We start from the raw sequence: 13,242 nt of genomic DNA on the forward strand, positions 1-13,242 counted from the left end.
CAGAGTTTAAATATTACTCAATCCGTTTTGCTCCGATAAATCAATTTGTAAATTCACTTTAAACAAGTCATTTTGTTTTGAGATATTCAAATCATGTTTATCCGGATACAACAGCTCTAATCTACGAGTAACATTCTTGATTCCAATCCCTTTTTCTTTTCGCTCCTCATCTTGCCATTTGTTATCAAATCGATTTTCAATTGACAATTCCATTCTATCCTTCTCTTCAAAGTTAAATAGAATATTTACAAATCCATTGTTATTCCTACCATATGATCCGTGCTTAAATGCATTTTCAATTAATGGTTCGAACAACAAAGGCGCTATTTTATTTTGAGAAGCACTTCCTTTTACATTTATACTTACAGGAAAGGTATCATCTAACCTAATTTTTTGTAGATCCAGGTAGTTCTTAATAAAATCCAATTCTTTATCTACAAAAACATATCTATCATTACATTCATATAAAATGTACCTCATCATATCAGACAATTTCAACACCAAGTTTGGTGCTTTATCTGATTTATCTAAAGTAAGTGAATATAGGTTATTAAGGGTATTAAATAAGAAATGAGGATTTATCTGAGCCTTAAGAGCTTTTAATTCTGCTTCCAGTTTCTCCCTCTCAATATCCTGAAATTTAGTCGTTACTTTTTGTAAAACAATTAACTCTCGTGTCATCGATAATACAGAAGTAATACCAACATAAATTAAGGTGAATATTGCAAAATTTACCCAAACCACAAAGGTCAATTCCTCGAAATATTGTTCACCTTGAACAAAACTATTTAAAGGATATACAAGCAAAAAATCGATTACAAAAGCTGCCCCAGATATTACTGCAAATACTGAAACAACGTAAAGAAAAAAACGCTGCCTTTTAAATAAAAATGGTATTAAAATCAAAAGATTTACATAGACTGCTGCCGCAAAACAAAGATTAAAAACCAAAGTCATCAATACTGGTTCAATCTTTAGTATATTTTTAAAATTACTAGCAACAAACATGGTTAGCAACCAAAATACTGCCGCAACCACCCAAAAAAGTATATGATAAATTATCCTGCTACGGGATATGGTTCTTATGTTGTTCATTTATTGTGTTCGTATCGATTTTCAAAATTTAAATTAGAAAAGTTCATTACGACATTAAAATATATTCGTTATCGACTGCAAAATCCATGACAAAAAGCCTTAATTTTCCGATATCTTTGGATTAATAGTTCTTATCTATTTTGAATAGGATAGAATCGGTTGTATTTTTATTAAAAAGAAAGACTTACAAATATGTTTACAAAAGATATCTTGTTTTGGAACGTTGATACTCAAATCGACTTCATGAGTAAGAATGGAAAACTTTATGCTCAAAATGCAGAAGAAATTCAACCCACTCTTGCAGCAATTACAAAATTGGCTGAATTCAATAACATTCAAGTAATTAACACAGCCGATTATCATTACAGCAATTCTGCCGAACTATCTTCAAATCCTGATTTTGTAAATACTTTTCCAGAACATTGCATGGCAAACTCTTTAGGAGCAGAGTACATTTCAGAAACCAATCCCAAAGAAAACTGTCCAAAAATTCTTTGGAACAAAATATACAACGAAAAAGAATTGAGAGAAGCTTCACTTCAAAGAAATATCATTATCAGAAAAGATGCATTTGATGTATTCGAAGGAAATCCAAATACCGAGAATTTATTAAAAGAGATCAATCCAACAACTGTTTTTGTGTATGGTGTTACTACAAATGTGTGCGTCGATTGTGCGGCAGTTGGACTTGCTAAAAGAGGAATTAAAGTTTATGTAATTGAAGATGCAATAAAAGAACTTCCGAACATCCCACTCCCTTTTGAAAAATGGGATGAACTTGGCATTACACGCATTTCATATGATAAAGTTGTTGAATACCTTGCTTAAGCATTAAACAACTCCTTTACCTTGGCAATTTTTTCATCAAGTGGCATGTAACCATCTAACCAATGAATATTACTGCCACTTCTTTCCATTTTTCGGAACCAAGTCATTTGGCGCTTGGCAAACTGATGAATCGCAATCTCTAATCCCAAGAACATTTCATCGTATGTGATTTGCCCTGTTACATACTGGGTAAGAAACTTATACTCCAAGCCATAATAAATTAAATCTTCTGCAGATACACCAGATTTTAACAATCCTTCTACCTCTTCAACCATTCCTGATTTAAGACGTTCTTTTAATCTAAGGCTAATTCTGTCTCGTCTGCTTTCCCTGTCGAATTTTATTCCAATCAATAATGGATTCATTTCCGGATAATCCATATCTATTTGAGGGTTAGCAGCGTAATATCTCTCAATTTCAATGGCTCTGATAGCCCTTTTCTTGGTTTCTAAATCGCTGGTATTGTGCAAATCTTTATAGGAACGAAGTATTACTTCTAGTTCTTGAAGCGATTTCCCTTCCATTTCATCTCTAAAAGACTGATCTTTCGGAACTGCTATTAATTTGTAACCTTTCAGAACTGCTTCCAGATACATTCCTGTACCGCCACATACAACCGGCAGCTTTTTTCTGGATGAAATATCCTCAAAGGCTTTAACGAAATCTTGCTGAAACTCAAACACATTGTATTTATATCCTGCATCTGCAATATCAATCAGGTGATAAGGGATTTCAATGCCATCTACTACATATTCTTCAATGTCTTTTCCTGTACCCAAATCCATACCACGATAAATCTGACGAGAATCGGCACTAATAATTTCACCATTAAAATCCTTAGCCAAATTAACCGCCAAACTTGTCTTACCCGTTGCTGTTGCTCCCAGAACTACCAATAAATTGTAATGCATCTTCCTTAAATTTTAATCGAAATAATACTCCGATTTTTCATGTGTTTAAATTTTCTTTTAGCTATCACATGAAACTTACCATGAATTATTCAATAATGGGCGTTTCATTTTCAGGATAATGCCTATCTTAAATAGGTCGAAAATTCAATATTCGGCAACAAAATTACTTTAAGTTTTTTGATTTCACTAACCAGACTATCAATATGACAATTCTTGCAACCTACAAGCACACTTTTCGCCTGCTAATTTCTCCTGAAAAGGAGTGGATTTCAATTCTGGATCATGTAAATACTAAAAGCTCCAAACTCCTATTTGTACTTATTATTCCTTTAGCCTTCATCATGTCTGCCTGTAACTTTATAGGGTTTATGGTTTTTGAAAACAATCCTGCAGATCATGTCGATATGTTTTTGTTTTCATCCATAACAACATTCTTTCTATCCATCGCATCAATTTATATCTCATCATTCGTAATAAGACCTTTTGCAGTTCTTCCTACCAAGATGGAAAGATTTGAAAGAGCATTTATTTTGGTTGCATTTTCCTATACTCCCGGATTCATTTTTAATTCTATAGCCTTTCTATTTCCTACGATTAACTATCTAACAATTTTTGGATTATTTAGCTTCTATATATTATACAAAGGAATCACACCAATTTTAAATGTTCCTGCTAGGAGAAGATCTGGTTATTTTACATTTATTCTAATTGGTTTACTTTCCATTTACGCAATTTTAGGCGCACTATTTTTAGGAATGGCTAACTTTTTAGGCTTTTAAATTGCAGTATAAATCCATTCTAAAAATTCATAATTTCTTCTCCTTTTTAAAAACTTGTTTAATTTTGACTTTATCAAACAAGATTATTCAAAAATGGGATACAATTCAAAAGGTGTTTTAAATTCGCTCTTTCGAACACGTAATCTGCTACTTACTCCAAAAAAAGAATGGGAAAGAATCGCTCCTGAAAATTCAAGTACAAAAGAGCTATTCCGAAACTTCTCCTTTCCGGTGATTGCTTTATGTGCAATTATTGCCGCAGGAGGTACCTACATTCACACAAAGGATGTATTAATTGCTGGTTCAAAATTATTTGTTGATTTTTTAGCTCTTAATTTAGGTTTATACTGTGCAGCTAAACTGATCATTTTGCTTATGCCAAATTTCCAGTTTAAAATCCATGAAAATGTGATTTTTAAACTTGTAATTTACAGTGCTTCTATATTCTGTGTTTTTCATGGATTGGCCCAATTGTTCACGCCATTCTCATTCTTAAATCAGATCTGCCTATTATTGGAACTGTACTTCATCAGAATATTGTGGCTGGGAACTGCTTCAATTTTACCCATAGCTAACAATAAGCGTCCAGGATTTACCGTTATGGCAAGTCTATTAATACTTGTTCTTCCTTTAATATTTGAAAGGATGTTTTCAATTCTATTCAGGCTTCCATTAACAATTTAAATACTAAATTTGCATGGAATTTAAGATATAACGATGCAGAATATTAACATCAGAAATAAAAGAGCCAGTTTCGAGTACGAGTTCATTGAGAAATTTGTAGCCGGAATTCAACTTTTTGGAACCGAAATCAAATCAATTCGTGCTGGAAAAGCCAGCTTGGTTGATTCTTATTGCTATTTCACTCGCAACGAATTGTATGTAGTAGGAATGCACATTTCGGAATACAAGTTTGGCTCCTATTACAATCACGAAGAAAAAAGAGAAAGAAAACTCCTTCTTAACCGAAAAGAATTAAATAAGCTGGACAGAAAAACAAAAGAATCGGGACTTACCATTGTTCCAATTCGTCTTTTCATTAACGAAAGAGGTTTTGCAAAGATGGAAATTGCACTTTGCCGAGGCAAGAAACACTACGACAAACGTGAAAGCTTAAAACAAAAAGATCACAAGCGAGAGATAGACCGTATGATGAAGAGATAGTTAGCTATTTTCTCATTTTTTTCTCAAAAAATTCTCTCTCGTAACGCACAAATCAAAGATATTTTCTTCTATATTTGCAGCCCGTTTCTCAGGATTCGGGCTTTCTATTACACTCTAGTTTACTAACAAGAAATCAACAGGTTATTAACACTGTTGATAATTTGTTAATAATTCCTGCACACCTTTATTTAAGCAGCTTTTACTTGTTAATAACTAAAAAATCCTGTCCTTGCCGAATAGGATATTAACAGCAAAAACAGGACTGATATAAACAGGTTAAAAAGTTATTAACAATCTAATAATCGAATGTACTTCCTCCCAAGAACTCTCTCATTAAAGATGTAGGTGGAATCTCCTCCTCTGAAATTGGTAAAAAGTAACTAAAGAACTTAAGAAGTCTATTTGCTTCTGAATATTCTGGCTGATTGGGTTGTACTTCATTTAAAATTGGTTCAGCAAATCTTTTTAAAACTCCCAATTCATAAGGCAATGCCGAATTGAACATTACATCCGCTTCTTCCTGGTGAGGAAATATATTTCTCAATTCACCTCTTCGAACACTTGGCCATCTGCTAATGGTATCTGACGCACTATAATTTCGATACTTGTAATCACGTACGATTCGTCTTATTAATCGATTATCAGTTGAAGGAATTCTATTGTGTCCATCGATGGATATTGAGGTAAGGGCAGAAATGTATATTCTGAACTTCGACTCATCAGCAATTAATGGAGTAAGTCCTGGATTCAGTGCATGAATCCCCTCAACCACCAATACTTGCTTATCATTAATTTTCAACTTCTCTCCATCGTAATACCTTTGCCCTGTTTCAAACGAAAACTTCGGCAATTCAATCTCTTTTCCAGCCATTAAATCAACTAAGTTTTGATTGAACAACTGAACATCTAATGCCTCAAGAACCTCAAAATCATAATCACCATTCTCATCCCTTGGGGTAAGTTCTCTGTTCACAAAATAATTATCCATCGAAAGATTCACAGGACTCAAGCCAGCTACTTTCAACTGTATAGCCAATCGTTTTCCAAAAGTTGTTTTCCCCGATGACGATGGCCCGGATATCAATATCAACTTAATTCTTTTCCTATACTTTCTAATTTTATCAGCAATCTGAGAAATCTTCTTTTCATGCAAAGCCTCAGAAATTTTTATCATTTCAGAAATGTTATTCTCAGCCACATATCGATTCAAATCTCCAACATTCGAAATATTCAACACTTTCCCCCAACGCTTGTATTCACTAAACACTTTCAGCATTTTCTCTTGGTCAATTCGCTCTTCAACAACCGATGGTTCATCTCTCTTAGGACTCATCAAAAGCATTCCACGATAAAAATGCTGCAAATCAAAAACCTTTAATACTCCTGTTGAAGGAACAAGATATCCATAGAAATAGTCAGCGCAATCACTTAAATGATATACTGAGGTATACAAATTCCCTCTTGTGCGAAACAATCCGGTTTTCTCTTTCAGACCTTGATTTTCAAAAATCTCAATCGCTTTTTCCGTTTCAATTTCCTCACGGATAAATGGCATATCGGCAGCAATGATTTCTTTCATCCTGCTCTTTATATTATCTATATCTACAGGAGTTAATATGATATTTTTATCTGTCAACCTACAATACAAACCATTCGAAACAGAATGCTCCAACCTAAAACCTGTTCCAGGATACAAATCCCTTACCGCTTTATACAACACAAAACACAAGGATCGGATATACATTCTTCTTCCTGCAGGATGCGTAAGGTCAACAAAACGAATATTTTTAGGTTTATATATTTCGTAGGTAAGTTCTTTCACCTTATTATTTACCATAGCACCCAATACTGGTCCATTCAATTTTACATCAACATCTGATAAAATGGTTTGCAGGTTGGTTCCTACGGCATAAGATCTTTTTTCATCAAGATCTTCAAAGTAAATATCTATTAATTTCCCCATGAGTTGTAGATTTAATGGCTATCCTTTACATTCAGAACAGTTGTATAAAGATAATAATTATGCTATATCAGCCTTCTTTGAAAATCTTTAATTTTCTTAATCCTGGAAATTTGGGTTAAAAAAAATCCCCTTGCGGGGATTTGATATATTTTATCGCAGTTCTTCTTTTAAAAATCTAGCCGTAAATGACTCTTTACATTCAGCCAATTCTTCTGGCGGGCCTTCAAAAAGAATTTCACCTCCATTTCGACCTCCTTCTTTACCAATATCAATTACATGGTCGGCAACTTTAATCACATCCATATTGTGTTCAATCACAATAACTGTATTGCCTTTATCAACCAATCGATTTAGAACGTCTAATAATACTCTGATATCCTCGAAGTGCAGACCTGTTGTTGGCTCATCCAAAATATACATGGTCTTCCCAGTATCTCTTTTAGCCAATTCCGTAGCCAGTTTTACACGTTGAGATTCACCACCAGATAAAGTTGTTGATGGTTGTCCAAGAGTTACATATCCCAGACCGACATCCTGTAGAACTTTCAATTTTATTAGAATTGCTGGTATATTTTCAAAGAAATCCACAGCCTGATTAATGGTCATATCAAGCACATCTCCAATTGATTTTCCTTTGTATCGAACCTCAAGAGTTTCTCGATTGTATCTCTTGCCATTACACTCATCGCAATGCACATACACATCTGGCAAGAAATTCATTTCAATGGAACGAACTCCTGCTCCCTGGCAGGTTTCACACCTTCCTCCTTTTACATTGAAAGAAAACCTACCCGCTTTGTAACCTCGAATTTGTGATTCAGGCAATTTCTCATACAACTTTCTAATATCGCCAAAAACATTGGTGTAGGTAGCTGGATTCGAGCGAGGAGTTTTACCAAGAGGAGCTTGGTTTACTTCCACTACCTTATCGATATTCTTAATTCCATCCAAATCTTCGTATGGAAGAGGATCTTTTACCGATCGGTAAAAATGCTGCGACAAAATTGGCTGCAAAGTACCATTAATCAAACTCGATTTACCACTTCCCGAAACTCCAGTTACACAAATGAACTTTCCAAGTGGAAAACTTACATCAACGTTCTTCAGGTTATTACCTGTACAACCTCTTAAATCAATACTTTTCCCTTTTCCTTTTCTTCGTTCTGATGGTACTTCAATTTTTCGCTCTCCATTCAGATATTGAGCCGTTAAGCTATCTCCTTTTTCAATTTCTTCAGGATTACCAGCGGCAACAATTTCACCTCCATGTTTACCTGCAAAAGGTCCCATATCTACCACATAATCGGCAGATTTTATCATATCCTTATCGTGCTCAACCACAATTACAGAATTTCCTGAATCTCTTAATTGCTGTAAGGATTGAATCAATCTTTCATTATCGCGCTGATGCAAACCGATACTTGGCTCATCCAAAATGTACAGTACATTAACCAACTGTGAACCAATTTGTGTTGCCAAGCGAATTCGTTGCGATTCACCTCCCGAAAGTGTTACTGAACTTCTGTTAAGAGAAAGATATTCCAGCCCCACATCCAAAAGAAATCCCAAACGAGATCTGATTTCTTTTAAAACTTCAATGGCAATCTTTCTCTGCTTATCACTTAAGTGTTGTTCCAAATCTTGAAACCACTCACCCAATAAACCAAGATCCATTTCGGCTAATTCAGCAATGTTTTTATCATGAATTCTAAAATGTAAAGCCTCTTTCTTCAATCGCTTTCCATCACAAGCAGAACAAGCATCTGTTTTCACAAATTGTTCAGCCCATTTCTTGGCTTTCTTAGAAGTTCCATTACTTTCCTGATTTGTGATATACTTTATCACACCATCAAAACTCAAAAAGTAATTCGACGATGCTCCCAAAGGAGTATTTTCAAGTTTAAATGTTTCGCTGGAACCATCTAGAATTATACTTAGGGCTTCGTCAGGAATTTCTTCAATTGGAGTATTCATATCGAAACCATACTTTCGCCCAATGGCCTCTATCTGCCAAAAAATCAAACTGTTTTTGTATTTGCCCAAAGGCACAATCCCGCCTTCACGAATGCTTAATGCTTGATCTGGAATAATTTTCTCCATATCAATCGCATTTACTCGACCGAGACCTTTACATTTTGGACAAGCTCCATGAGGAGAGTTGAAAGAAAAACTATGTGGCGCTGGAGTATTGTATGATATCCCAGTAGATGGACACATCAAAAGGCGACTGTAATACTTCACCTCATCGGTATCCTTATCCAATATCATAGTAATACCCTTACCATGTTTCATGGCGGTTTGTACAGACTCTTTCAGGCGTTTATCTCCAACTTCTTCAACAACCAGTTTATCAACTAGTATTTCTATATCGTGATTTTTATAACGATCAACCTTAAAACCATGCAACAATTCAACAATTTCTCCGTCCACTCTGGCATACAAAAATCCTTTTCTGCGAATTTGCTCGAACAGTTCTTTGTAATGCCCTTTACGCCCTTTTACAACAGGTGCAAGAATATAAATTCTCTTCTCACTAAATTTTTCGTGAATCAAATTGATGATCTGTTCATCGGTATACTTTACCATTTTCTCGCCAGTTTCATAAGAATAGGCAACGCCGGCTCTTGCATACAACAGACGAAGGAAATCATACAATTCGGTAATTGTTCCTACTGTAGAGCGTGGATTTTTGTTGGTTGTTTTCTGCTCGATAGAAATTACCGGACTTAAGCCTGTAATCTTATCCACATCGGGACGTTCCATACCACCAAGAAATTGTCTGGCATATGCAGAAAATGTTTCGATATATCTACGCTGACCTTCAGCATAAATTGTATCAAATGCCAATGAAGATTTTCCACTACCACTTAATCCGGTAATCACCGAAAGTTGGTTACGAGGAATACTTACATCTATATTTTTAAGGTTATGAACTCTTGCTCCAAACACATCAACACTTCCAGTTTCGAGCTGTTCTATACCATTTACTTCTTTCTTCTTTTTGGAACTCAAATCTAAATCTCCTATTGCAAATCCAACAATCTATTTCTCTGACACTGAACCATCAGGGTTTTTATAATCAGAAAATGCAAAATTAATATATCCTTTGGCAGGAAGTGTAATTTCGTACTCTTTTTTATATTTATTTGTAAGGTATTCTCTTCGTAACCATGGGTTAAAGTATTTTAAAACCTTATAGTTTACTCCATTTTCCTTAGCAAACACGGCAAAATCCTTCACAGGAGATTTAATTGTAATTTTTCGAGTTGGAATTTCTGGGTACAAATCCGACTCGCGGTATTTAAAACCATATGCCATGGGATTCTCCATAATCATTTTAATGGCCAAAATCCTAAATACATATCTTCCTGTTTCTTCACCCAAAAGCAAATCATAGTAATCTCCTGCATCTTGTAACTTTAATTGCTTATCAACAAATCTTCGTCCAGCATTGTATGAAGCCGCTACCAAGGTCCAGCTTCCATATTTTTTGTACGAATCTTTAAGATATTTACAAGCCGCAACAGTCGCTTTCTCAATATTATATCGTTCATCAACTTCTGCTGACACCTCCAAACCATAGTCTTTGGCCGTTCCACTCATAAACTGCCAAACCCCAACTGCCCCGGCCGGTGATTTAATTGTTGGCACAAATCCACTTTCGATTAAGGCCAAATATTTAAAATCTTCAGGAACTCCCTGTTCTTTTAAAATGGGTTCAACAATTGGAAAGTAACGATTGGCTCGTTTTAAGAACAATAAAGTTTGAGATTGCCAATAGGTATTCACCAATAATTCCCTATCGAGTGACTCCTTTACATCCCACCTGTTCATCGGAACGATTTCATCACCAAAAGTTAATTTATCGGGTGTTTTTAATGCATATACATTATAGCGACTCATGTATTCGCTATTTTCAGGATCTTTGTCTCGGTCGGTTACGGTTGAGTAATTAAATAGCTGGGCAGTAAGATAAACAGCCCCCGAAACAATGATTAAAGCTATAGTATTTTTTAAAGGTCGATATGTATTCACGGTTGTTGGTTTTTAAGATTGTCAAATGTAAAATATTCTACTCGATTAAGAGAAGAAATGTTTTCTTTTAACAAATCTTTACACCAATAAATTTCAACTGTTCGTCAAGTTCAAATTTAATTTTTTCTAAACATTTCAAAATTTGCTCTTTACTTACTCACCTGAAGGTTGTAACTTTAAACAACAAAATGAATAATGTTTCGTTGTTTAAATAATGTCGGGTTATTTATTCAACATCAACCCAAACATCATCATTTTATGACCTAACCAGTCACCTAATTTTTAATCGTATGAAAAACCACATGCTGTATATATTGCTATTCGGGGTATACCTTTTTTATGCCTGTGACAGTGATACGGCGGAAAATTTTCCTACGCAAATAATTCAAGATTCCCGAGTCTCAGATTCAATTTTTGAAATTTTATTAGATGATGCAAAGCTGATTTGTATGGATTTTTATACCAATCAGGAAATGGAAGAGTTATCAGAAATAGAATTTAAAGAATATCATTTTGCACCAATTTTAGCAGCTCTTCAAACTGTTTATCTTGATTCAATTTCAACAGCTTCTTCGGATATCAGAAAATACAATGTGCATGCTTTGTGTCCTGAAAAACTACACAAAACACGGATCTCAATAGATACCACAAATGAAAATTTTAATTCCTGGAAGAGTTATGGTTTCTCGGATAATTTAAGTTTGGATTTGCTAATTAACGAATATGATTTGCAGTTGGATTCTATCAGAGAAACACAGTATATGGTTCATACTGGTACAGGAATCAATCAGGAATCCTTAGCCAGTGAACTGAAAAAATTTACCTTTATTAAGAAAGCCCAAGCTGCCAACTGCATTGGTGATGGATCTCATATAGAGATCATTTATTTCAATCCTGATTTCATTCAATTGATATATAGCTATGGCTGGGGCGATTGCCCATCTGGCTGTACCAATCGTCATTACTGGGAATTAGGCATTTATGGATCAGGTTTGATTGAATTGCTTTCAGAATCGGGTAAAGAACTTCCATAAAGTAAATCTGCTTGAAATAAGAATTATTTCAATTCCCTTCTTCTATAAAATCATTCTTTCTACTTACGCTTTTATTCTTCCTACTTACACATTCCCTTTTGCTACTTTCGATTATAAGAACCTATTGATTTTCTTGCCCTAAGCTTCTCCATACGAACTTCCTGATTCATGGGTAAAAAAAGAGTTGTAATATTTAATTTACAACAATTAAACATTACAACTCTTCTATATCGTTCAGTTCTTATATGCTGAGTATTTTTTATAAACTCTACCTATTAGCTTATTCGAAATCTACAACCTATCGAAATAAGTTTTGAATTTTTCGTGTGGAACAGAGACACAAATTCTTGCAAACTGAGAAGCAAACTCCTTCTTATTTCTTGTAAAATAACTTAATGACACACTTCCTATTCGTGCCTCAAGAAGCTCCTCTTCCGATTTGTTAACAATTACGAATATTCCGATAGGTTCTGAATCCTTATAAAACTCTTTTGCCAACAAGCCTTTGCTTTCCAAAAATTCTATATTCTTCTTTATTCCCTCGCAAGTGCGCTCCTTAAAGCTTTTCATTACAATCTGTCCTTTATCAGAGCTTAGCAATTTGGCTACCATTAATTGAGAGAAAGCATTTATCCCATTTGTTGCATACATTAGGCGAATTCCCAATTCATTCATAAACTCTTTATTTGTACTATGCACAAAACCCAATCGTTGTCCGCTTAAGCCTACAGATTTACTAAAACTTTCTACAATGATTACATTTTCCAACTGACTTAAATTCTGGAAAAACAAGTCTTCTTCTCCACAAAAAATCCTTCTGTACGGACAATCAATAATCACAATTGCTCCATGATCGCTTAATATTTTGGCTGTTTTATAAATATTTTCATCAGCCTGTTTGTTTCCAATAGGATTATTTGGATCACAGATGATCACTGCTCTGTTCTTATAAGAATCTATATTTTCAATTACAGTATTAAAATCAGTATAGGTTTCAGATTCCATTCCTCTAACCGTCATTACCTGAACATATGAACCCCAGTAGTAATCAGGCAAACACACCTTGTCCACATGCATGGTTTGGAAGACCAAATCAAGTGCTGACATACCTCCTCCGGTTATGGCAATGTTATCAACCGATGACTGATTCCCAAAGTAATGCTGATTAATGGCATTCCTCAACTCTGATCTTCCCTGTGATGGAGGATAAACCTGCATTTCATTCGAATTAAAATCCAATTCGTCAACAACAGAATTTAAATCAATGTTACAAACCGAGTTCACGCCCCGATTTAATAACAAAAACTCATTACCGGTTTCCTGACTCATTTTTCTGATTCGTTCGCCAATTCCAACAATTGCAGAATATTTAGCACCACTCTTTCTGATTTTCATGTCCTAGAAGTTTTCTACGAAATAAATCAACCCAAACA

11 protein-coding genes are annotated in these 13,242 nt (G+C 34.7%); 5 read left to right on the top strand and 6 right to left on the bottom strand.

What is annotated here, in order from left to right:
- Positions 1-6: 6 nt before the first annotated feature.
- Positions 7-1,095, bottom strand: a complete 1,089-nt coding sequence (locus ACKPCA_RS12290; RefSeq protein WP_083464676.1) for a sensor histidine kinase — start codon at positions 1,093-1,095, stop codon at positions 7-9.
- A gap of 192 nt (positions 1,096-1,287) precedes the next feature.
- Here ACKPCA_RS12290 and ACKPCA_RS12295 point away from each other — a divergent pair, with 192 nt between their 5' ends.
- Positions 1,288-1,923 (top strand): cysteine hydrolase family protein, encoded by a 636-nt coding sequence (locus ACKPCA_RS12295; protein WP_321279354.1) that lies wholly within the window; start codon positions 1,288-1,290, stop codon positions 1,921-1,923.
- Here ACKPCA_RS12295 and miaA read toward each other — a convergent pair.
- A complete protein-coding gene (gene miaA / locus ACKPCA_RS12300) occupies positions 1,920-2,834 on the bottom strand; it encodes a tRNA (adenosine(37)-N6)-dimethylallyltransferase MiaA (RefSeq protein ID WP_321279355.1) in 915 nt (304 codons plus the stop codon). The genes ACKPCA_RS12295 and miaA overlap by 4 nt on opposite strands.
- A gap of 203 nt (positions 2,835-3,037) precedes the next feature.
- Here miaA and ACKPCA_RS12305 point away from each other — a divergent pair, with 203 nt between their 5' ends.
- The 3 genes from ACKPCA_RS12305 (at position 3,038) to smpB (ending at position 4,777) form a co-directional block, all read left to right on the top strand.
- Positions 3,038-3,613 carry a Yip1 family protein gene (locus tag ACKPCA_RS12305; RefSeq protein ID WP_321279356.1) on the top strand — a complete coding sequence of 192 codons (576 nt, stop codon included), beginning with the start codon at positions 3,038-3,040 and terminating at the stop codon, positions 3,611-3,613.
- A gap of 93 nt (positions 3,614-3,706) precedes the next feature.
- Entirely contained in the window at positions 3,707-4,297 is a 591-nt protein-coding gene (locus ACKPCA_RS12310; protein WP_321279357.1) for a hypothetical protein, read from the top strand.
- Positions 4,298-4,330: 33 nt separating this feature from the next.
- The gene (smpB, locus tag ACKPCA_RS12315) at positions 4,331-4,777 is read left to right on the top strand and encodes an SsrA-binding protein (RefSeq protein WP_054720856.1); all 447 of its coding nucleotides are present in this window, start codon (positions 4,331-4,333) and stop codon (positions 4,775-4,777) included.
- A 295-nt stretch (positions 4,778-5,072) separates the two neighbouring features.
- On the opposite strand, the gene ACKPCA_RS12320 is transcribed toward smpB, so the two are convergent.
- From ACKPCA_RS12320 to ACKPCA_RS12330, 3 genes are all read right to left on the bottom strand, one after another.
- Positions 5,073-6,740 carry a nucleoside kinase gene (locus ACKPCA_RS12320; protein ID WP_321279358.1) on the bottom strand — a complete coding sequence of 556 codons (1,668 nt, stop codon included), beginning with the start codon at positions 6,738-6,740 and terminating at the stop codon, positions 5,073-5,075.
- A 150-nt stretch (positions 6,741-6,890) separates the two neighbouring features.
- Positions 6,891-9,752: an excinuclease ABC subunit UvrA gene (uvrA, locus tag ACKPCA_RS12325; protein ID WP_321279359.1), complete on the bottom strand. Its 2,862-nt coding sequence runs from the start codon at positions 9,750-9,752 to the stop codon at positions 6,891-6,893.
- A 30-nt stretch (positions 9,753-9,782) separates the two neighbouring features.
- Positions 9,783-10,775, bottom strand: coding sequence for a lytic transglycosylase domain-containing protein (locus ACKPCA_RS12330; protein WP_321279360.1), 993 nt, complete (start codon positions 10,773-10,775; stop codon positions 9,783-9,785).
- Positions 10,776-11,224: 449 nt separating this feature from the next.
- On the opposite strand from ACKPCA_RS12330, the gene ACKPCA_RS12335 reads away from it, so the two are divergent.
- Positions 11,225-11,809, top strand: a complete 585-nt coding sequence (locus ACKPCA_RS12335; RefSeq protein WP_321279361.1) for a hypothetical protein — start codon at positions 11,225-11,227, stop codon at positions 11,807-11,809.
- A gap of 291 nt (positions 11,810-12,100) precedes the next feature.
- Here the strand turns inward: ACKPCA_RS12335 and ACKPCA_RS12340 are convergent, their stop codons facing one another.
- Positions 12,101-13,204: a pyridoxal phosphate-dependent aminotransferase gene (locus ACKPCA_RS12340; protein WP_321279362.1), complete on the bottom strand. Its 1,104-nt coding sequence runs from the start codon at positions 13,202-13,204 to the stop codon at positions 12,101-12,103.
- Positions 13,205-13,242 lie beyond the last annotated feature (38 nt).

Source organism: Marinifilum fragile, assembly GCF_963677365.1.
GTDB classification, from domain to species: domain Bacteria; phylum Bacteroidota; class Bacteroidia; order Bacteroidales; family Marinifilaceae; genus Marinifilum; species Marinifilum fragile.

Coding starts and splice junctions, on each gene's coding strand:
- ACKPCA_RS12290 (WP_083464676.1), bottom strand. CDS start 1,095: ATGAACAACATAAGAACCATATCCCGTAGCAGGATAATTTATCATATA.
- ACKPCA_RS12295 (WP_321279354.1), top strand. CDS start 1,288: ATGTTTACAAAAGATATCTTGTTTTGGAACGTTGATACTCAAATCGAC.
- miaA (WP_321279355.1), bottom strand. CDS start 2,834: ATGCATTACAATTTATTGGTAGTTCTGGGAGCAACAGCAACGGGTAAG.
- ACKPCA_RS12305 (WP_321279356.1), top strand. CDS start 3,038: ATGACAATTCTTGCAACCTACAAGCACACTTTTCGCCTGCTAATTTCT.
- ACKPCA_RS12310 (WP_321279357.1), top strand. CDS start 3,707: ATGGGATACAATTCAAAAGGTGTTTTAAATTCGCTCTTTCGAACACGT.
- smpB (WP_054720856.1), top strand. CDS start 4,331: ATGCAGAATATTAACATCAGAAATAAAAGAGCCAGTTTCGAGTACGAG.
- ACKPCA_RS12320 (WP_321279358.1), bottom strand. CDS start 6,740: ATGGGGAAATTAATAGATATTTACTTTGAAGATCTTGATGAAAAAAGA.
- ACKPCA_RS12335 (WP_321279361.1), top strand. CDS start 11,225: ATGGATTTTTATACCAATCAGGAAATGGAAGAGTTATCAGAAATAGAA.
- ACKPCA_RS12340 (WP_321279362.1), bottom strand. CDS start 13,204: ATGAAAATCAGAAAGAGTGGTGCTAAATATTCTGCAATTGTTGGAATT.